Genomic DNA, 19,039 nt, shown 5'->3' with positions numbered 1-19,039 from the left:
TCCGGGGTCCAGCGCGTTAAGCGGTGGCCTCGACGACACGCAGCGCCTTGGCGCGTTCCAGTGCGTCCTTCTGAACGGCTTCCTGGACCTTCTCGAAGGCACGGACCTCGATCTGGCGGACGCGTTCGCGGCTGATGTCGAACTCGGACGAAAGATCTTCCAGCGTCACCGGATCTTCCGAAAGGCGGCGAGCCTCGAAAATGCGGCGTTCGCGGTCGTTCAGGACGCTCATGGCGCGGGCCAGCATGTGGCGGCGCGTGTCCAGTTCGTCCTGCTCGATCAGCACGGCTTCCTGGCTGTCGTGATCGTCCACGAGCCAATCCTGCCACTGGCCGGACTCGCCTTCGGACGCCTTGATCGGCGCATTCAGCGAAGCGTCGCCCGAGAGGCGGCGGTTCATCGAAATGACCTCTTCCTCGGAGACCTTCAGCTTGGTGGCGATCTCGGAGACATGCTCCGGCTTCAGGTCACCTTCATCAATAGCCTGGATACGACCCTTCAGGCGGCGCAGGTTGAAGAACAGGCGCTTCTGGTTGGCCGTCGTGCCCATCTTCACCAGCGACCACGAGCGCAGGATATATTCCTGGATCGAAGCCTTGATCCACCACATGGCATAGGTTGCCAGGCGGAAGCCGCGTTCCGGATCGAACTTCTTGACAGCCTGCATCAGGCCGACATTGCCTTCAGATACGACTTCGCCGATCGGCAGGCCGTAGCCGCGATAGCCCATGGCAATCTTCGCCACGAGGCGCAGATGGCTGGTGACGAGCCTGTGGGCCGCCTCGCGGTCGGCATGTTCCGCGTAGCGCTTGGCGAGCATATACTCTTCCTGCGGCTCCAGCATCGGGAACTTGCGGATTTCGTCGAGATAACGGTTAAGGCCGGCTTCCCCGGCGGCAATGGACGGTAAGGTATTACGGGCCATGAATGTGCACCCTCCTATTCGAGATTTGGTCCCTTCTGGGGGCGCATTGCACGCTCTTTGCGAAGCTGACCAAGGCGCGCAGGTCCGAAGACCCCGCACTAAACCAATATGTAGATAAGTACGGCCAAACAGTGATTCAAGAACATGGTCACGCAGCTGTTACCCGGCGTGAACGCTAACCACGCCGTGACATTCGCCCTTGTGACTATCCTCCCGAATCCTCCGGCCTCGGAGATCCAACCACTTGAACAGCAAATGCATTGCGTTCCGGGCGGATGAGAGATGTGCCGGAAATCGGTTCCGTCCGCCATTATAGGCGCGGAAGAGGCAGACGTCCAGCCGTGTGATTTTTACGGCCGCCGATTTTCACCCCCGCAGTATCGCCGCCAGCTCTTCCATATCGTCCGGCAGGGGCGCTTCGAAATGCATCACTTCGCCTGTACGCGGATGTTCGAATTGCAGCAGGTAGGCGTGAAGCGCCTGGCGCGGGAAGCGGTTGACGGCTTCCCTTGCCGTATCAGGCAGGAGATTGGCCTTGGTCTTGAAGCCGCCGCCATAGGCGGCGTCGCCGAGTAGGGGATGGCCGATATGCGCCATGTGGACGCGGATTTGGTGGGTGCGGCCAGTCTCGAGGTGGCAGTCGATCAGCGAGGCGAGCGCGGTGGCGTCCGGGGCCTCGTGAAAGCGCTCTATCACTTCATAATGCGTGATGGCCTCGTCGGCGTCCGGGCTGCCCGGGCGCTTGACGGACCGTCGCGTCCGGTCTCCGGTGGCCCGGCCGAGCGGCGCGTTGACGGTGCCGACGAGCTGGCGCGGACGACCCCAGACGATCGCCTGATAGGCGCGTTCCAGCGGCGTGGTGCGGCCGTGGTCGGCAAATTGCAGGGACAGATGGCGATGGGCAATATCGTTCTTGGCGACGACCATGACGCCGGTTGTGTCCTTGTCCAGCCGGTGGACGATGCCCGGCCGGCGCACGCCGCCGATGCCGGAGAGGCTGTCGCCGCAATGATGGATGAGCGCGTTCACCAGCGTGCCGGTCCAGTTGCCGGCGCCGGGATGGACGACGAGGCCAGCGGGCTTGGAGATGACGATGACGTCTTCGTCCTCGAAGAGCACGTCGAGCGGGATATCCTCACCCTGCGGCGTCGGATCCTCAGGCTCGGGAAGCGTGATCTCATAGGCGTCGCCGGGGCGCACCTTACGCTTGGCGTCGGTGACCGGGGTGCCATTGAGCAGAACGGCATTGGCCTTGATCAGCGCCTGGATGCGGCTACGGGAAAATTCCTCGTCCAATTGCGCTGTCAGCCAGGCATCGAGCCGGCCTTCGGCGGTTTCATCGGCAGTTAGGACTTTTCTATTGCCCGCAGCTTCTTTAAAGGGGTCGCTCAAACGCATTTCTCCGGCGCACAGGCGCTCTTCAGGAAATAAGGACGCATCGATGACGAATCTCGAGCCAGACGATCAAGAGGAGAAGCCCCTCGATCCGGCCCTGGAAAGTGTCCGACGCAAGATGGTCCGCCTGCAGATCGTCTCGGCGGCCGTCATGGTGGTGAGCCTTATGGCCGTGTTCGGCGCCGTTGTCTATAAGACGATGCGCGCTCCGGCAAAGCCAGCAGGCGCTGCGGCTTCGAATATTCCCTCGGATGCTCCGGTCTCCGTGACCGCCGCGCTGCCGCAGGGCTTTACCGTCCAGTCGACGGCGCTTTCCGGCAATCAGGTGTTGTTCTACGGCACGCTCGCCAGCGGCCAGCGCCAGGCCGTCGTCTTCGATTACGGCATCGGCCGTATCGTCGCGACGATAGCGCTTCCCAACTGACGGCCCGGCGATGGCGGGCGATCGGCTGATCGAGATCACGCATCCCGACGACCCGCGCATCGCCGAATTCCGCGATATTCGCGAGCGTGACCTGACCGGTCGCGAGAGCCGCTTCATTGCCGAGGGTACGGTGGTGTTGCGGCTTCTGGCCGGAGCGCATGCGGCTGGCGGAGATTTCGTCGCCGAGAAGGTGCTGCTGCTGCGCAATCGCGCCGCCGGTCTGGAAGAAATCATCGCGGCCTTTCCGCCCGACGTGCCGATCTATGTCGCCGAAAGCTCGGTCCTGGACGGCATCGTCGGCTTCCATCTGCATCGGGGTGTCCTGGCGCTCGGCCGGCGAACGGCGGACATGGATATCGACACCTTTCTCGGACGGCTGCCGAAACGCTCGCTCGTTCTTGTGGGGTGCGGTATCTCCAATCACGACAATGTCGGCTCGATGTTCCGCAATGCCGCGGCTTTCGGCGCCGATGCCGTATTGCTGGACGAGACCTGCTGCGATCCGCTCTATCGCAAGGCGCTGCGCGTCTCGGTCGGTTCGGTGCTGACCACGCCCTATCGCCGCCAGTTGCGCGATGTCGACCTGCTTGCGGCGCTGACGGAGCGCGGCTTTGCCATCTGGAGCCTGTCGCCGCGGGGCGAGACCGATATCCGTGCGGTTCCAGCGACGGATCGCATGGCGTTGGTGGTCGGCACAGAGGGGGAGGGGCTGCCGCAGGACATTCTGTCAACTTTCGGCAGCGTACGGATACCGCAGGCGCCGGGACTAGACAGCCTGAACGTGGCAACGGCAAGCGGCATAGCCCTTTTTGAGATGGCGTCGCTGCTCAAGCGGGTTTGAGCTTCCGCCTCTACGGTTACTTTCGCAGGAGGGCGGCGGCGCGATGGGCAAGGCTGAAGCGTGCACCCTGTTCGGCGGCGCCTGCGTCCTTCGGCAGCAGATCGAAGATCGGTGACTGGTCGCCTTCCCGGCGGGCAGTCAGCGCCACCATATTGGCGGCAATGATGGCGATTTCCTCGCGCATGGCCTGATCATGCGCCGGCGAGCGCGATTTGGACAGGCGGTCAGAAAGGGCTGCGGCGCGATTGCGCACTTCTTCCGTCATGTGAGCGATATCGTCTTCCACGGTGCGCTCCGGTTCCGATGCGTTGGTGTCTACGGCTTCCAGAATAGTCTGTTCGGCTGACGGCTTCGCGCCGTTGGTTCGCTTGGCGGACGAAACGAGTTTGGCGGCACGCGGCGCTCGGCCGGCTGGACGCGTCTCACCCTCTATGGCTTCCAGTTTTTCCTTCAGGCGTGTCACGTCCTGAACATGGCGCGCGATCAGCGTTTCCTGGTCGGCATTGCCGGCAATCTCCCGGTTCAGCCGCTCGTCGAGCCGCCGGGCCCTATCGCTTTCCTGACCGAGACGCAATTCGGCGTCCCTGGCGCGCTGGCTTGCTTGATTCAGATCCTGGCGCAGCGTGTCGCGCTCGTCCCGCAAGGTGTTGATGCGAAGCTTCAGGCTTTCGACCTCGGTTTCCCGGGCCGCCAGATCGATCTTCAGATTATCGGCATCGGCAGCCATCTTGGTCATCCGCTTGCGCAGGCTGTCGATGTCAGCATCCTTCTCGGCACTGGTCTGCTCTGCCGTATGCACGCCGGATTTGAGCTGGCTGATATAGCCTTCCTCACGGCGCAGGCGGGAGCGCAACTCGCCGGCCTCGGTCTCCAGATCGTCGATGCGCGTCTGCAATTCGCTGCTTTCGGCGGCAAAGCGGCTGGCTTCCTGCAGAAGCTTACCATTATGTATCCGCAGTGCGACGCCCTTGTCGCGTTCCTGGGTCAGCAGCTGTTCGGTCTTGGCGTTTTCGGCGGCGAAGAGGGCGCGCGCCATATCCTTTTGTGCCCGCACTTCCTGTGGGCTCAGCGGTATGGTGGCCTTCAGCCGCTTTTCCGTGAACCAGACAATGCGGCGGTGGATCGCGGGTGCAATCAGGAAAGCCAGAAAGGCGGCGGTCAGAAAGCCCAATCCGAACAACAGAGCAAATTCAATCACGGCACTGCCTGCATCTGGGAGTTGTTTGCGATATCGGTCAATTGATTAAGCATGGGGGCAGGCCGACGAGCAAGGGTTTAAATTGGATATGGTTTACCGGCGCGCCGACGTTCCCGGACAAGAAAAGGCCCGCGATCGTCGCGGGCCAGGAGATCGAAGGCATGGGAGGCGATATTGCTCGGAGCCTCAGAAGGGGTTCCATGTCGCACTCGGCGTGACCTTGAGATAGCCGAGATTGACGCCGAGGCGGGCGCCGAGACCGGTGCGGATCGGGACCAGCACGATGTTGTTGTTCTTCAGCACCGTCATGCCGAAGCCGGCTACGACGAAGGCCTGGCCGCTGACGCCGCCGAAACGGGTGTAGACACTGTCGATGCTCGGCAGGTCGTAGACCAGCATCATGACGCGGGCGCCCTGGCCGCCATAGTCGAGGCCGAGGGACGGTCCCTGCCAATAGAGCGGGTGTTCGCCGGCATTCTTGGTGTTGAGCTGGCCTTCGCCATAGGTCAGGCCGGCGATGAAGGCGCCCGAGCCCTCCTGGCCGAGGATATAACCGTTCGGCAGGCCATATTGTTGAAAGGCCCGCTCGACCACCTTGGCAAGGCCGCCGCTGGTGGAGCCGAAGAAGGAATGTCCGGCGTCGACGATTTCCTGCATCGAATAATGTTGGTTGGTCGGCGCTGCCGCCGCCTGACGAACCGGCAATGCGAAGCTCACGAATGCAACGATGGCCAAGATCAAGCCGAGGCCTACCGTTCTAGAGCCGGGGCTGGGCATTCTCTTCAGGAGTTGATAGCGCATGTCAGTCATCCGTTCATCATGGTCGGTGCGATTGGGAGCGCAGGCGTGGTGCATTCGCATGAACGCGCCGGATATGCCTTGCTCCCCATTCCAGACTGTTCCGCCCGATTTCCGCATGGCGATTCGCGCGCGAAAAAGTCTGGTGGTGATGAATGCATTTTGCGTCGATCATCTTAACAATCGGTTTACCAAATATGGTGTCTTTATGGCGAGTGGTACGCCGCCTGCGGCAATCCTCGAGCAATCTTGCCGTGGCAACGTAAAATCATACGGCGTTCCGCCTTGTCAGCATTCAGGAGACAATGAATGTCGAAGAATCCGAACCTCACCTTGACCGGACCGGATCTGGCCGCGCTGCTGTGCAGCCGCGTCTGCCATGATGTGATCTCGCCGGTCGGCGCGATCAATAACGGCCTGGAGCTGCTCGACGAGGGCGGTGCCGATGCCGATGCCATGGACCTGATCCGCACGAGCGCGCTCAACGCTTCAGTCCGCCTCAAGTTCGCGCGCCTTGCCTTCGGCGCCTCCGGTTCCGTCGGCGCCTCGATCGATACGGGCGAGGCCGAGCGTGCCGCCAAGGATTTCGCCGCCGCCGAGAAGAAGGCCGAGGTGAGCTGGACCGGCCCGCGCGCCATCATCCCCAAGAACCGGGTCAAACTGCTGCTCAATCTCTTTCTCGTCGCCTATGGCTCGATCCCGCGCGGCGGCACTATCGACGTGACGCTGGAAAATCCCGATCTTGATGCCAAGTTCACGATCACCACCAAGGGCCGGCTGATGCGCGTGCCGCCGAAATTCGCCGAAATCTGCTCCGGTACGCTGGAAGAGGCGGTCGATGCCCATTCGATCCAGCCCTATTACACCGTGCTTCTGGCTGACGAGAGCGGCATGGAACTTACCTACAAAGCCACGCCGGAAGAGCTGACCTTCATCGCCACCATGCGCGGCGAATAAGCGATATTCGCAGCATCCATTTCGATACCCCCACAGCCAGAAACGGCCGCGGGGGTATTTTTACGTGCATCACTGCGCTCGTCTGCAATCTTTGAGCTGTTCGCGCAATTGACAATATAACGGTAACGAATCCTTAGCCTCATGTGCCTATCGTTCCAATTTGAAGTTGGTGCCCGATCGATGGCGAGCGGGCGCGAAGGAGCGGACAATGCAGCGGTTCATGATTACGGATACGTCGGATGTCGTACGCAAGGTTGGCAAGCGCATTCTGTCCGAGCTGGATTTTCTCGTGAGCGAAGCCGGTAACGCCGGTGAAGCCTTGGCGCGCTGCCAGGCCGAACTTCCCGATTATCTGATCGTCGATGCCGGCATGGACGGCGCGCTCGAGCTGATCGCCAGCATCCGTGCCATGCCGAACGGCAAGGACGTAAAGATCTATTACTGCGTCATCGAGGCGGATCTACGCAAGCTGATGGCCGGAAAGCGGGCCGGCGCCACCGATTTCCTGCTGAAGCCTTTCGACCGCAAGATCCTGACCGCCGTTTTCGGCAATCGCGCCATCGCGGCCTGATCTTAGCCAAGCCATTCCAATCCATGAATGACGGCCGCCTCTCGAGGCGGCTTTTTTTATGGCCGGTGACATCGACAACAAAAAAAATCCCGCCTCATGAGGCGGGATTTCGATTGGTGTGGCGGTTGTGGGGAAGCGGCTCAGGCGCTTTCGGCTAGCTCGTTACTGTCAGGCTCGCGCAGCACATAGCCGCGGCCCCAGACCGTTTCGATATAGTTGGCGCCGCCAGCGGCATTTGCGAGCTTCTTGCGCAGCTTGCAGATGAAGACGTCGATGATCTTCAGTTCCGGCTCGTCCATGCCGCCATAAAGGTGGTTCAGGAACATTTCCTTGGTGAGCGTGGTGCCCTTGCGGAGCGAAAGCAGCTCCAGCATCTGGTATTCCTTGCCCGTCAGATGCACGCGCTGGCCGCCGACTTCGACGGTCTTGGCATCGAGATTGACAATCAGTTCGCCGGTCATGATCACCGACTGGGCATGGCCCTTGGAACGGCGGACGATGGCGTGAATTCGTGCGACCAATTCATCCTTGTGAAAGGGTTTGGTCATATAGTCGTCTGCACCGAAGCCGAGACCGCGAACCTTGTCTTCAATACCGGCCATGCCGGAGAGGATGAGGATCGGTGTCTTGACCTTCGACAGGCGCAGCGTGCGAAGCACTTCGTAGCCGGACATGTCGGGAAGGTTGAGATCGAGCAGAATGATGTCGTAGTCGTAGAGCTTTCCAAGATCGACGCCTTCTTCACCGAGATCGGTGGTGTAGACGTTGAAACTTTCGGATTTGAGCATCAGCTCGATGCTCTGCGCTGTCGCGCTATCGTCTTCAATGAGTAGAACCCGCATAATTATCCCCTTTACCGCCGCCGAAAGGTCGTCAGCCCCCTACGCGATACCGAACAAATCACTGCCTGATTTGGAAGCTGCCATGGAATGGTTAACAAATTCTGATTCACTCTGGCAAGTCGTATCGAATTTATTAAATAATTTTTCCATTGCACTGTTTTCCAAAGACAATCGGCAAATATCAATCCTAAAGTGTTGCATTAAGAAGACACGCCAAGTGATTCATTCGACTCGCCAATGCCAACATATCGAATTCCGACTGCGGCATTTACTGACCCTTAAATCATTGTCCCTATCATTAACGATGCCCGTAAACGAAAGGTTACCAGCGGTAGGTTTTTATTAAGATCGCTGGAAATTTTTTTAACCAAACCGTCTCAAAGCGGCGCGGCGGGTCATTTTATCGAGAGCCGGGGTCTCGCATCACGGGAGTAATGCGTATGAAGTCACGTGAGAGCCTAACGCGCCTGAAAGAGTTTCAGGTGAACGAAAAACGCCGTCAGTTGCAGCAATTGCAGATGATGATGGCGGAATTCGACCGTATGACAAAGGATCTGGAGAGCCAGATCGTGCTGGAAGAGAAAAAGTCCGGCATTGTCGACCCGAGCCACTTTGCCTACCCGACCTTTGCCAAGGCCGCGCGCCAGCGTGCGGATAACCTGCAGGTGTCGATCCGGGAATTGCAGGTGCAGGAAGAGGCGTTGGAAACATCGCTGGAAGAAATGCAGGCCGAATATGCCAAGGCGGCAGCCTTGGAAGAGCGTGACGGTTCGGGTCCGGTAAGGGCGCGCGCCTGATGTAACCATTCCGTCGCCAGCTGTTGCCCCTCAAGCCGACTGTGTTCCGAAATCGGAATGTTTTACAGAGGGATACGGGAAGCGGCGGGAACGGCACGAGAGCCGTGCATGACTGGCCACGATTGGGCCGGCCATGCACGGTTTTTGGTGTTTTCTGGAGAAGAAGTGGACCGTCTTTGCTGAGAAGACGCCTACATATTCACAACATCATGCCATTCCGCATGACGTAGAGACTGCGCCTTGAAAAAAGGACAGAGCGGGATGATTTTCCAGCCGCCGTCGCGGGCTTCCTCGACGGCGTGAAGGGCGAGTGCCTGGCCGACGCCCTTGCCGCGAAGCGTATCCGGAACGCCGGTATGATCGATGATAATAAGGTTTGGGGAGGCGCGGGAAAAGGTCATCTCGGCCTCGTGGCCTTCGACCGTCGCGACATAGCGGCCGCCTGACGCATTGTTTTCGTTGCGAATATCCATGATCAATCTCCCAAGCGTTACGTATTGGGAAGATTGGCATGCGGAAGGCGAACTGCCAACCGGTGAAATCGGCAACGGACTATCTCCGCTTCGAGTATCGCTTTGACATTAGCAGGATTAACAAACAGTCCATTTGGACGGATTTGATGTCCAGTACTTTGATCATAGCCTGCGGCGACCATTGTGGCCGTCGCCAAAACAGGCGGGTTTGCCGCGACGTCCATGCAGCCAGGTCTGTGGTTTTTACGCGGGCTGCATCATGATTTCGGGCCTTCTTCTTATCCTGTCGAGGAGGGAAGGAGGCCCGAACCGAAGATCAAACGGATATCGCGGCTGCTGCATTCGTCAGTGACGATATTGCTGTATGCGGGTCGTCCGCAGGCCGGCGAGGCCATGGGAATTGATGGACGACTGCCAGGAAAGGAACTCTTCGACAGTAAGCGTATAGCGTTCGCAGGCTTCTTCCAAGCTCAGCAGGCCACCGCGCACAGCGGCGACAACCTCGGCCTTACGACGGATAACCCAGCGGCGCGTATTCGGCGGCGGCAGGTCTGCTATCGTCAGCGGGCTGCCATCGGGGCCGATGACATACTTTACTCGGGGACGTATCATTTCGGTCATTGGACTCTCTACACATACTCAAGACCACAAGACCCACTCTAGCTTGCCACATTTAAAAATTGCCTAAGCGCTTAGTAACACTTTGCTAAGAATTTTAAGAAAAGCGGTGGCGGACTGATTTGCGCATGGCGCAGTGCTGCCACAAGCCGAGCAAGCCCCTATAATTTGTAGGAGAAAACAGGTTTCACTACTATTTTTTGTCAGTGAAAACTTACGCTTCGAGATCGAAAACTACGCGTCGACGAGATTTTTCTTTCCGCCCCAGCAGATGAAATTGGGGTTGGCGAAATCGGAATCTTCGCTCTGGTCGGTCTTGCCGTAGGCGAGGGGATGGCCGTCGAGCGTGACGGTCGAGCCGCCCGCGGCGCGCAATACGGCATCGCCGGCCGCCGTGTCCCATTCCATCGTGCGGGTAAAGCGCGGATAGACATCGGCCTTGCCTTCGGCAAGAAGACAAAATTTCAGCGACGAACCGATCGAGGTGCAGGCGGTGACGGCATTTTCCGCCAGGAAACTGTCCGTCCTCGGGCTGCTGTTGCAGCGGCTGGCAAGCGCCAGCAGCCTGTCGGGCCGCCCGCGCACGGCAATGATCGAGCGGTCGGCGACGGTGAACGTGTCCGAAATGACGAGCTTGCGCGCCTCACCGCCTTCTCCGGTGAAGGCAATGCCGAGTGCCGGCGCAAAAACGATCCCGGCGACGGGAGCGCCATTGTGAATATAGGCGATGTTGACGGTGAACTCATCACGATGCTCGATGAATTCCCGCGTGCCGTCGAGCGGATCGACGAGGAAGAAGGAGCGGCCGCGAATGTCGGGAATCCTGCCGGCGGCCACCGATTCCTCGGCAATTGCAGGGATGTCGGGGAAGTCGCGCGTCAAATGATCGAGAATGATATGTTCGGCGCGTTCGTCGGCCAGGGTAACGGGGCTCTGGTCCTGCTTCAAGGCGACAGCGTAGCCCGCGCGGTAGACCTCCAAAATGGCCTTACCTGCCTCGAGGGCCGCTTTTTCAAATGTCGCGAGCATTTGCCTGTTCGTCTTTCCGCAGCTCGTCTGCGTTGCAAGTCTAGGAGTACAATACTTAAGAGGTCTTCACTATGAAGTGTAGACCCAGCACCGATCACATTTCTACCGCCTAGCTATCGGATCGTGACTCTACAATCGGACTTTGCAGCCCTGTGCCGATCCCGACAACATCCGCAGGACCGCGTGACTTTTGGGATACAGCGGTTTGTCGCGGCTGCGCATTCGGGAAAGAAGATGTCCTGTTTGCGAAGATTTTCCGTCCTTTCGGGACTTGTCGTTTTTATTGCATATGCGAATGTGCGGCCGGGTAGAGATCGGGATTCATCCATGCGTTATTCGGCATATCAGCTTCTAAAACAGGCGCTTTCGGGAAACCGGCATTGGCAGCCTGTGTGGCGAACCCCGGAGCCGAAGCCGCATTACGATGTGATCATCGTCGGCGGTGGTGGGCATGGGCTGGCGACGGCCTATTATCTCGCCAAGGAGTTCGGCATTACCAATGTTGCCGTGCTCGAAAAGAGCTATCTCGGCTCCGGCAATGCCGGCCGCAACACCACGATCATCCGCTCCAACTATCTGCTGCCGGGCAACGAACCTTTCTACGAATTCTCGATGCAGCTCTGGGAAGGGCTGGAGCAGGACTTCAACTACAATGCCATGGTCTCCCAACGCGGCGTCCTCAACCTCTTTCATTCGGATGGCCAGCGCGATGCCTATGCCCGGCGCGGCAATGCGATGCGTATGCATGGGGTCGACGCGGAGCTGCTGAACCGGAATCAGGTGCGCAAGATGATGCCCTATCTCAATTTCGACCACGCGCGCTTTCCGATCCTCGGCGGACTGCTGCAGGAGCGTGGCGGCACGGCGCGGCACGATGCCGTCGCCTGGGGTTATGCACGCGGCGCCGATAGCCGTGGCGTCGATCTCATCCAGCAATGCGAGGTGATCGGCATTCGCCGTGACGAAAGCGGAGCGGTGACGGGCGTCGAGACGACGCGCGGCTTCATCGGCTGCGGCAAGCTGGCGCTGGCGGCAGCCGGCCATACCTCGATCCTCGGCCAAATGGCGGATCTGGAGCTGCCGATCGAAACCCATGTGCTGCAGGCTTTCGTCTCGGAAGGGCTGAAGCCGGTGATCGACCACGTCATCACCTATGGCGCCGGACATTTCTATATATCGCAGTCGGACAAGGGCGGTTTGGTCTTCGGCGCCGATATCGATTACTATAGCTCCTATGCCCAGCGCGGCAATCTCGCCACCGTCGAGCATACGATGGAGGAGGGGGTATCGCTGATCCCCGGCCTGTCGCGTGTTCGCGTTTTGCGCACGTGGGGCGGGGTGATGGATATGAGCATGGACGGCTCGCCGATCATCGACCGCACCCATATCGACAATCTCTATCTGAACTGCGGCTGGAACTATGGGGGCTTCAAGGCGACGCCGGCCTCCGGCTTCTGCTTCGCGCACCTGATCGCCAAGGGCGAGAGCCACGAGGTCAGCCGCTTCATGCGCCTCGATCGCTTCGAGCGCGGTTTTGTGATCGACGAAAGCGGCAAGGGTCCGCAGCCGAATCTGCATTGAGGGCACGAAACCAATGGCAAGCTTGATCAACTGCCCGCATTGCGGCACGCGCCCAAAAGAAGAGTTCACCATTCGCGGCGCTTCGATCGTCCGTCCGGCACCGTCTGCGCCGGATGAAGACTGGCATCGCTACGTCTATATCCGCGATAACGAGCGCGGGCGCATTCTCGAGGATTGGCATCATGCGGCCGGTTGCCGCCGCTGGCTGGTCGTCGAGCGCAGCAATGTCACCCACGAGGTTTTTTCCGTTACGGATGCGGCTGACAAGGCGCGGGAGGCGGCGCAATGACGGCCTATCGTCTCGCCGCTGGCGGTCTCGTCAATCGCAGCCGGCCGCTTTCGTTCAAGTTCGACGGCAAGGATATGAAGGGATTGGAGGGCGATACGCTCGCCGCCGCCCTTCTTGCCAACGACCAGCTGCTCGTCGGCCGCAGCTTCAAGTATCATCGGCCTCGCGGTATTTTGACGGCGGGGTCGGCTGAGCCGAACGCGCTGGTGACGATCGGCAAGGATGGGCGCACCGAGCCGAACACGCGAGCGACCGTCGCCGAACTCTATCAGGGGATGACCGCCGTCAGCCAGAATCGCTGGCCGTCGCTGAAATATGATGTCGCCTCGATCAACGGGTTGCTGTCGCCCTTCCTTGGCGCCGGCTTCTACTACAAGACCTTCATGTGGCCGGCAGCCTTCTGGGAGAAGGTCTACGAGCCGCTGATCCGCCGGGCCGCCGGTCTCGGCAAAGCGGTGATGGAGCCCGATCCGGATCGTTACGAGAAAGCCTGGGCGCATTGCGATCTGCTGGTGATCGGTTCCGGCCCGGCGGGGTTGATGGCGGCGTTGACGGCGGCGCGTGCCGGTCTGCGTATCATTCTTGCTGACGAAGGATTTCGTCTGGGCGGATCGCTGCTGTCCGAACGGCTGTCGATCGGCGGCGTTTCCGCCGATGCCTTCCTGCATACCACGCTCGAGGAGCTTCAGAGCTTCGAGAATGTCACCTTGATGCCGCGCACAACGGTGGTCGGCTGGTACGATGACAATGTCTTCGGCGCAGTCGAAAAAGTGCAGAAGCATGTGGCGATGCCGTCGCCGGATCTGCCGGTGGAGCGCCTGTGGCGCATTGCAGCCAAACGCGCCATCCTTGCGACCGGCGCGGAAGAACGGCCTTTGGTGTTCGGCGGCAACGACAAGCCGGGCGTGATGATGGCGGGCGCGATGCGCAGCTATCTCAATCGCTACGGCGTGGTGGCGGGTGAGAAGGTGGTGGTGTTCACCAATGGCGGCTCCGGCTATCGCACGGCGCAGGATCTGGTGGCCGAAGGCGCCGAGATATCAGCGATCATCGATACGCGTAGCGCGGCGTCCGATGTCGCGCCGCAGGGTGTTCGCATCATTCATGGCGGCACCGTGCAGGCGACGAAGGGCAAATATCGCATCAGTGGCGTCATCGCCGATCGCGGCGGGCTTGACGAGTTCATCGCTTGCGATGCGCTGGCCATGTCAGGCGGCTGGTCGCCGATCATTCATCTTGCCTGCCAGCGCGGCGCAAAGCCGGTGTGGTCGGAGGAAAAGCAGGCCTTCATGGCGCCGACGGTCGGCGGCGAATTGGATATTGCCGGTTCTGCGGCCGGCATTGAGGACGTCTCGGGCTGCCTTGCCGACGGCGCTGCAAAGGCGCGGCGGGTGATCGAAAGTCTTGGCCGCAAGGCACATGTGGCCGAGATGCCCAAGGTCGAGGGCGACTATGATCCTTCCTTCGCTGCGACCTGGCATATGCCGGGCGCCAAGGACAAAGCCTTCGTCGATTTCCAGAACGACGTGCACAACAAGGATCTGGGCCTGGCGCTGCGCGAAGGCTTCGGCCATGCCGAGCATGCCAAGCGCTATACGACCAGTGGCATGGCGACGGATCAGGGCAAGCTCGGCAATGTCAATGCTGCCGGGATCATCGCCGGCATGCGGGGCGTCAGTCCGGCCGCTGTGGGAACGACGACGTTTCGGCCTTTCTATACGCCTGTCTCGTTCGGCGCCCTGGCGGGCACGTCGCGCGGCAAGCATGCGCATCCGGTGCGGGAATCGCCGCTGCATGGCTGGGCGAAGAAGAACGGCGCTGTTTTTGTCGAATCCGGCCTTTGGTATCGTTCTTCGTGGTTTGCACGCGCGGGCGAAAAGACATGGCGTGACAGCGTCGACCGCGAGGTGCTGAATGTCCGCAGCAATGTCGGCCTCTGCGATGTTTCGACGCTCGGCAAGATCGAAATATTCGGCAAGGATGCCGCCGAGTTTCTCAACCGGCTCTATTCCAATGCCTTCCTGAAGCTGCCGATCGGCAAGGCGCGCTACGGGCTGATGCTTCGTGAAGACGGCATCGTGTTCGACGACGGTACGACGAGCCATCTATCGCCGAATCACTTCTTCCTCACCACCACGACCGCAATGGCCGGCGAGGTCATGTCGCATATGGAGTTCTGCTCCCAGAACCTCTGGCCGCAACTCGACGTGCGTTTCGTCTCCTCGTCGGATCAATGGGCGCAGATGGCGATCGCCGGACCGAAGGCGAGGCTGGTTCTCGAGCAGATCGTCGAGGACGATATTTCCGATGCGTTCTTCCCGTTCCTCGCCGCCGCTGAGGTGATGCTGAAGGGCGGGCTGAAGGCGCGGTTGTTCCGGATCTCCTTCTCCGGAGAACTGGCCTACGAACTCGCCGTTCCCGCCGGTTACGGCGAGGCAGTGGCGGATGCGGTCATGGAGGCGGGCAAGGCGCATGGTATCTGCGCCTACGGTGTCGAGGCGCTGAATGTGCTGCGCATCGAGAAGGGGCATGTCACCCACAACGAACTGGATGGCCGCACCACGCCCGACGATGTCGGTCTCGGCCGAATGATGTCGACGCAGAAACCGGATTTCATCGGCAAGCGTCTCTCGACCCGATTCGGCCTGACCGCCGCCGACCGTGGCCAGCTCGTCGGGCTGAAGCCGCTTGAGGCCGGCAAGGAAATCTGGGCCGGCGCGCACCTCTTGAGGGAGGGCGCCAAGCCGTCGACCGCGAATGATCAGGGGCATGTCTCCTCGGCCTGCTTCTCCCCCGTTCTCAATCATTTCATCGCGCTCGCCTTCCTGAAGTCGGGTCGCGAGCGGATCGGCGAGCATGTGATCGTCTGGGACGGATTGCGCGGCGAGGAGGTGGTTGCCGAGGTCTGCAATCCGGTCTTCGTCGATCCCGACAACAAGAAGCTTTTAGGGTGAGGATCTGATGAGCGCCGCATATCAAAACAGGCACGTTCTGGAAGATCATATCTCCGGTTTCGAGGCCGAGCCCAATCCGAACCATCTTGCCGTGGTCCGTCGCCCCGTCATCTTCTCCGTGCTTGGCCATGCTGGGCAAGAGGATTGGACGCTGGCGGCGCTGAAGGCGATGCCGGATATCTCCGTGCGCCATGTCGGGCCTCGCGAATGGCTGGCAGTGTCCGAGACGCTTGCGGCGGAGAGCCTGGCGCGGGACCTCGCCATGCTGGATGCAAACCGGGCTTCCTTTTTCGAGCAGAGCGACGGCCGTGTGGTGCTGCGCCTTTCCGGCCCAAGTGTTCGCCGCATCCTGGCGAAATGCGTGGCGGTCGATTTGCATCCGCAGGTCTTTGCCGAGGGGCAATCGGCGAGCATGTTGTGCTGCCACGTCAGCGTCAATCTCGCCCGCACCGGCCCCGACCGTTTCGAGATCATCGCGCCGCGCTCCTATGCCGGCAGCGTTTTCGAGGAAGTGATGGAGATGGGACGCGAGTTCGCGCTGACGGCCGGCTTCGCCGCTTGAGACTGCAATCCTGAGCGGTGTGACGCGGTTTTCCGACGGGTCCATAAGCCCGAAAGCGAATGGCGCGATCCGAACAATCGCGATGGCGCAAACAGACATATCGGTTTCGCAGTTCGGGCTATTTGGTCTCCTGGATAGTCTCTAGGCTGCCCTGCAAATACGGCCGGTCGCAGGGGAAAACTCCTTGCGGCTTCGAGCCGAAAACAGGGGATTTCCAGATGAAAAGCCATGCCAGGGTCGTCGTCATCGGCGGCGGGGTCGTCGGATGTTCGGTGCTCTATCACCTGACGAAATTCGGCTGGACGGATGTCGTCTTGCTTGAGCGTTCCGAGCTGACGTCGGGTTCGACCTGGCACGCGGCCGGCGGCATGCACACGATCAATGGCGACCCGAATGTCGCCAAGCTGCAGAAATACACGGTCGAGCTTTACAAGGAAATTCAGGAATATTCCGGCCAGGATATCGGTCTGCACATGACCTCTGGCCTGATGCTGGCCGCAACGCCGCAGCGCTTCGACTGGCTGAAGTCGATTCTCGCCAAGGGCCGCTACAACGGCCTGGAGGCGACATTGCTGACGCCGAAGGAAGCGCACGAGATGATGCCGCTTCTCGATCCGGACCAGTTCGTTGGTGCGCTCTACGATCCCGTCGAGGGCCATCTCGATCCTTACGGCACGACGCATGCCTATGCTCGGTCGGCCAAGAAGAATGGTGCCGAGATCTATCTGCACACCAAGGTCGAGGAGCTGGTGCAGCGCGAAGACGGTTCCTGGCGAGTGATCACCAATCAGGGCGAGATCATTGCCGAGCATGTCGTCAACGCCGGCGGCCTCTGGGCGCGCGAAGTCGGCCGAATGGTCGGGCTGGAACTGCCGGTGCTCGCCATGGAGCATATGTATCTGATCACCGAGGACATGCCCGAGGTGATGGACTTCAACAAATCCACCGGCAAGGAGCTGATGCACTGCGTCGATTTCGACGGCGAGATCTATCTGCGCCAAGAGCGGCAGGGCATGCTGATGGGAACCTATGAAAAGGCCTGTCGTCCCTGGTCGCCGGTAACCACCCCTTGGGATTTCGGCCATGAGTTGCTGGCCGAGGATATCGAGCGCATCACACCGGAGCTCGAAGTCGGCTTCCGGCATTTCCCCGCTTTCAACAATGCCGGCATCAAGAAGATCATCAATGGACCTTTCACCTTCTCGCCGGATGGCAATCCGCTGGTCGGGCCGGTGCGGGGACTGACGAATTACTGGTCGGCCTGCGCCGTCATGGCCGGCTTCAGCCAGGGCGGCGGCGTCGGGCTGGCGCTCGCCAACTGGATGATCCACGGCGACCCAGGCTTTGACGTCTTTGCCATGGATGTCTCGCGCTACGGCGATTATGCGACGCTTGCCTATACCAATGCCAAGGTGCGCGAGAACTACACTCGCCGTTTCTCCATCCGCTATCCCAATGAGGAGTTGCCGGCGGCGCGGCCGCTGCTGACGACGCCGATCTACGACAAGCTCAAGGCGGCGGGTGGTATCTTCGGTGCATATTATGGGCTGGAGCAAGCTTTGTGGTTTGCGCCCGAGGGTGAGGAGGACCAGTTCTCCTGGCGGCGTTCCAACGATTTCGATGTCGTCGGAGCGGAGGCCAAGGCGGTGCGCGAGAGCGTCGGGCTGATGGAGACCTCCGGTTTTGCCAAATATTCGGTCAAGGGACCGGGTGCGGAAGCCTTTCTCGACCGGCTGCTTGCCTGCCGCATTCCGGCCATCGGCCGCATGACGCTGGCGCCGATGCTGAAACATGACGGCAAGCTGATCGGCGACTTCACGCTCGCAAAAATGGGCGAGGGGGATTTCCTCGTCATCGGCTCCGGAATTGCCGAGGCCTATCACATGCGCTGGTTCGAGAGCCTACTGCCGAAGGACGGCTCGGTAGAGCTGAAGGCGCTCGGCCTGTCGTTGCTCGGTCTCTCCTTCGCTGGGCCGAAGGCGCGCAAGCTCCTGGAAAAGCTGACGCATCAGGATGTCTCCACCGCTGCTTTCCCATTCATGTCCATCCGCCGCATGGATATCGGCATGGCGCCGGCCATTGTCGGTCGCGTCTCCTATACGGGCGATCTCGGCTATGAGATCTGGATGAAGCCGGAGCATCAGCGCTATCTCTTCGACCTGCTGATGGAGGCAGGCGCCGAGTTCGGCATCAGGCTCTTTGGCCTGAGAGCCCTGAATGCGCTGCGCCTCGACAAATCCTATGGCAGCTGGGCGCGCGAATATCGCCCGCTCTACGGGCCTCTGGAGGCGGGGCTCGGGCGATTCGTGGCGCTTTCCAAGGAGGTGAATTTCATCGGCAAGGCAGCGGCCGCCACGGAGAAGGCCGAGGGTGGAACGATGCGGCTGCGCACCTTCATTCTGGCCACGAAGGATGCCGATGTCATCGGCGACGAGCCGATCTATCATGATGGCGCCGTCTGCGGCTGGGTAACCTCCGGCGGTTATGCCCATGCTTCGGGCCACTCGGTTGCCATCGGCTATGTGCCCAAGGAGATTGCCGACGAAACGCGGGGATGGTCGATCGAGCTGCTCGGAGACATAGTCCCGGCGGCGCTACAACCACTGCCGTTGTTCGACGCCGACGGTGCGCGCATGCGCTCGTGAGCACCAGCCTCGAATGAAGAGAACGGGCTCGCTGGAGAGCCCGTTCCCGAAGAGATATTTTCGGCCTAAACAATCTATTCTGCTGTCCTGGCTATTTTTTGAGCCGGATCATGCCGTTTTTCTACCATTTCTGGTTCGAA

Annotated in this window: 18 protein-coding genes; 10 read left to right on the top strand and 8 right to left on the bottom strand. The window is 60.4% G+C overall.

Annotation, left to right across the window (positions count from 1 at the left end):
* Positions 1–16 precede the first annotated feature (16 nt).
* Positions 17–925, bottom strand: coding sequence for an RNA polymerase sigma factor RpoH (rpoH, locus tag AB6803_RS09530; RefSeq protein ID WP_371108643.1), 909 nt, complete (start codon positions 923–925; stop codon positions 17–19).
* Positions 926–1,291: 366 nt separating this feature from the next.
* Positions 1,292–2,317, bottom strand: a complete 1,026-nt coding sequence (locus AB6803_RS09525) for an RluA family pseudouridine synthase (RefSeq protein ID WP_371108642.1) — start codon at positions 2,315–2,317, stop codon at positions 1,292–1,294.
* 49 nt (positions 2,318–2,366) lie between these two features.
* Here AB6803_RS09525 and AB6803_RS09520 point away from each other — a divergent pair, with 49 nt between their 5' ends.
* The gene (locus AB6803_RS09520) at positions 2,367–2,744 is read left to right on the top strand and encodes a hypothetical protein (protein WP_047456689.1); all 378 of its coding nucleotides are present in this window, start codon (positions 2,367–2,369) and stop codon (positions 2,742–2,744) included.
* A 10-nt stretch (positions 2,745–2,754) separates the two neighbouring features.
* Positions 2,755–3,585 (top strand): TrmH family RNA methyltransferase, encoded by an 831-nt coding sequence (locus AB6803_RS09515; RefSeq protein ID WP_371108641.1) that lies wholly within the window; start codon positions 2,755–2,757, stop codon positions 3,583–3,585.
* A 16-nt stretch (positions 3,586–3,601) separates the two neighbouring features.
* Here AB6803_RS09515 and AB6803_RS09510 read toward each other — a convergent pair whose 3' ends face one another.
* The gene (locus AB6803_RS09510; RefSeq protein WP_371108640.1) at positions 3,602–4,783 is read right to left on the bottom strand and encodes a hypothetical protein; all 1,182 of its coding nucleotides are present in this window, start codon (positions 4,781–4,783) and stop codon (positions 3,602–3,604) included.
* Between the two features lie 186 nt (positions 4,784–4,969).
* Positions 4,970–5,584, bottom strand: a complete 615-nt coding sequence (locus AB6803_RS09505; RefSeq protein ID WP_229202536.1) for a DUF1134 domain-containing protein — start codon at positions 5,582–5,584, stop codon at positions 4,970–4,972.
* Between the two features lie 306 nt (positions 5,585–5,890).
* Between AB6803_RS09505 and chpT the strand changes: the two genes are divergently transcribed.
* Positions 5,891–6,538: a histidine phosphotransferase ChpT gene (gene chpT / locus AB6803_RS09500; protein ID WP_371108639.1), complete on the top strand. Its 648-nt coding sequence runs from the start codon at positions 5,891–5,893 to the stop codon at positions 6,536–6,538.
* Positions 6,539–6,746: 208 nt separating this feature from the next.
* Entirely contained in the window at positions 6,747–7,109 is a 363-nt protein-coding gene (locus AB6803_RS09495) for a PleD family two-component system response regulator (protein WP_371108638.1), read from the top strand.
* A gap of 140 nt (positions 7,110–7,249) precedes the next feature.
* Here AB6803_RS09495 and ctrA read toward each other — a convergent pair whose 3' ends face one another.
* Positions 7,250–7,951: a response regulator transcription factor CtrA gene (gene ctrA, locus AB6803_RS09490; protein ID WP_153364868.1), complete on the bottom strand. Its 702-nt coding sequence runs from the start codon at positions 7,949–7,951 to the stop codon at positions 7,250–7,252.
* A 440-nt stretch (positions 7,952–8,391) separates the two neighbouring features.
* On the opposite strand from ctrA, the gene AB6803_RS09485 reads away from it, so the two are divergent.
* Complete coding sequence (locus AB6803_RS09485; protein WP_007703800.1) at positions 8,392–8,748, top strand: hypothetical protein; 357 nt, start codon at positions 8,392–8,394, stop codon at positions 8,746–8,748.
* A 191-nt stretch (positions 8,749–8,939) separates the two neighbouring features.
* Here the strand turns inward: AB6803_RS09485 and AB6803_RS09480 are convergent, their stop codons facing one another.
* From AB6803_RS09480 to cysQ, 3 genes are all read right to left on the bottom strand, one after another.
* Complete coding sequence (locus AB6803_RS09480) at positions 8,940–9,221, bottom strand: GNAT family N-acetyltransferase (protein ID WP_371108637.1); 282 nt, start codon at positions 9,219–9,221, stop codon at positions 8,940–8,942.
* A gap of 345 nt (positions 9,222–9,566) precedes the next feature.
* The gene (locus AB6803_RS09475) at positions 9,567–9,842 is read right to left on the bottom strand and encodes a DUF1153 domain-containing protein (protein WP_007533628.1); all 276 of its coding nucleotides are present in this window, start codon (positions 9,840–9,842) and stop codon (positions 9,567–9,569) included.
* A 231-nt stretch (positions 9,843–10,073) separates the two neighbouring features.
* Positions 10,074–10,868 (bottom strand): 3'(2'),5'-bisphosphate nucleotidase CysQ, encoded by a 795-nt coding sequence (gene cysQ, locus AB6803_RS09470; RefSeq protein WP_371108636.1) that lies wholly within the window; start codon positions 10,866–10,868, stop codon positions 10,074–10,076.
* Between the two features lie 327 nt (positions 10,869–11,195).
* On the opposite strand from cysQ, the gene AB6803_RS09465 reads away from it, so the two are divergent.
* From AB6803_RS09465 to AB6803_RS09445, 5 genes are all read left to right on the top strand, one after another.
* The gene (locus tag AB6803_RS09465; protein ID WP_371108635.1) at positions 11,196–12,449 is read left to right on the top strand and encodes a sarcosine oxidase subunit beta family protein; all 1,254 of its coding nucleotides are present in this window, start codon (positions 11,196–11,198) and stop codon (positions 12,447–12,449) included.
* 13 nt (positions 12,450–12,462) lie between these two features.
* The gene (locus tag AB6803_RS09460) at positions 12,463–12,738 is read left to right on the top strand and encodes a sarcosine oxidase subunit delta (protein WP_371108634.1); all 276 of its coding nucleotides are present in this window, start codon (positions 12,463–12,465) and stop codon (positions 12,736–12,738) included.
* The gene (locus tag AB6803_RS09455) at positions 12,735–15,692 is read left to right on the top strand and encodes a sarcosine oxidase subunit alpha family protein (protein WP_371108633.1); all 2,958 of its coding nucleotides are present in this window, start codon (positions 12,735–12,737) and stop codon (positions 15,690–15,692) included. Before AB6803_RS09460 ends, AB6803_RS09455 begins: the two co-directional genes overlap by 4 nt.
* 7 nt (positions 15,693–15,699) lie before the next feature.
* Entirely contained in the window at positions 15,700–16,254 is a 555-nt protein-coding gene (locus tag AB6803_RS09450; protein ID WP_371108632.1) for a sarcosine oxidase subunit gamma, read from the top strand.
* Between the two features lie 218 nt (positions 16,255–16,472).
* Positions 16,473–18,899, top strand: coding sequence for an FAD-dependent oxidoreductase (locus AB6803_RS09445; RefSeq protein ID WP_371108631.1), 2,427 nt, complete (start codon positions 16,473–16,475; stop codon positions 18,897–18,899).
* The last annotated feature ends 140 nt before the right edge of the window (positions 18,900–19,039 follow it).

It is taken from the genome of Rhizobium sp. RCC_161_2 (assembly GCF_041355235.1).
Classification (GTDB): Bacteria; Pseudomonadota; Alphaproteobacteria; order Rhizobiales; family Rhizobiaceae; genus Rhizobium.
Note: the sequence above shows the minus strand (reverse complement) of the source record. Positions and strands in the feature narration are given on the sequence as shown.

Excerpts from the sequence above, each read along its gene's own strand:
- rpoH (WP_371108643.1), bottom strand. The coding sequence starts at position 925 with ATGGCCCGTAATACCTTACCGTCCATTGCCGCCGGGGAAGCCGGCCTT.
- AB6803_RS09520 (WP_047456689.1), top strand. The coding sequence starts at position 2,367 with ATGACGAATCTCGAGCCAGACGATCAAGAGGAGAAGCCCCTCGATCCG.
- AB6803_RS09515 (WP_371108641.1), top strand. The coding sequence starts at position 2,755 with ATGGCGGGCGATCGGCTGATCGAGATCACGCATCCCGACGACCCGCGC.
- AB6803_RS09505 (WP_229202536.1), bottom strand. The coding sequence starts at position 5,584 with ATGCGCTATCAACTCCTGAAGAGAATGCCCAGCCCCGGCTCTAGAACG.
- chpT (WP_371108639.1), top strand. The coding sequence starts at position 5,891 with ATGTCGAAGAATCCGAACCTCACCTTGACCGGACCGGATCTGGCCGCG.
- AB6803_RS09495 (WP_371108638.1), top strand. The coding sequence starts at position 6,747 with ATGCAGCGGTTCATGATTACGGATACGTCGGATGTCGTACGCAAGGTT.
- ctrA (WP_153364868.1), bottom strand. The coding sequence starts at position 7,951 with ATGCGGGTTCTACTCATTGAAGACGATAGCGCGACAGCGCAGAGCATC.
- AB6803_RS09485 (WP_007703800.1), top strand. The coding sequence starts at position 8,392 with ATGAAGTCACGTGAGAGCCTAACGCGCCTGAAAGAGTTTCAGGTGAAC.
- AB6803_RS09480 (WP_371108637.1), bottom strand. The coding sequence starts at position 9,221 with ATGGATATTCGCAACGAAAACAATGCGTCAGGCGGCCGCTATGTCGCG.
- AB6803_RS09475 (WP_007533628.1), bottom strand. The coding sequence starts at position 9,842 with ATGACCGAAATGATACGTCCCCGAGTAAAGTATGTCATCGGCCCCGAT.
- cysQ (WP_371108636.1), bottom strand. The coding sequence starts at position 10,868 with ATGCTCGCGACATTTGAAAAAGCGGCCCTCGAGGCAGGTAAGGCCATT.
- AB6803_RS09465 (WP_371108635.1), top strand. The coding sequence starts at position 11,196 with ATGCGTTATTCGGCATATCAGCTTCTAAAACAGGCGCTTTCGGGAAAC.
- AB6803_RS09460 (WP_371108634.1), top strand. The coding sequence starts at position 12,463 with ATGGCAAGCTTGATCAACTGCCCGCATTGCGGCACGCGCCCAAAAGAA.
- AB6803_RS09455 (WP_371108633.1), top strand. The coding sequence starts at position 12,735 with ATGACGGCCTATCGTCTCGCCGCTGGCGGTCTCGTCAATCGCAGCCGG.
- AB6803_RS09450 (WP_371108632.1), top strand. The coding sequence starts at position 15,700 with ATGAGCGCCGCATATCAAAACAGGCACGTTCTGGAAGATCATATCTCC.
- AB6803_RS09445 (WP_371108631.1), top strand. The coding sequence starts at position 16,473 with ATGAAAAGCCATGCCAGGGTCGTCGTCATCGGCGGCGGGGTCGTCGGA.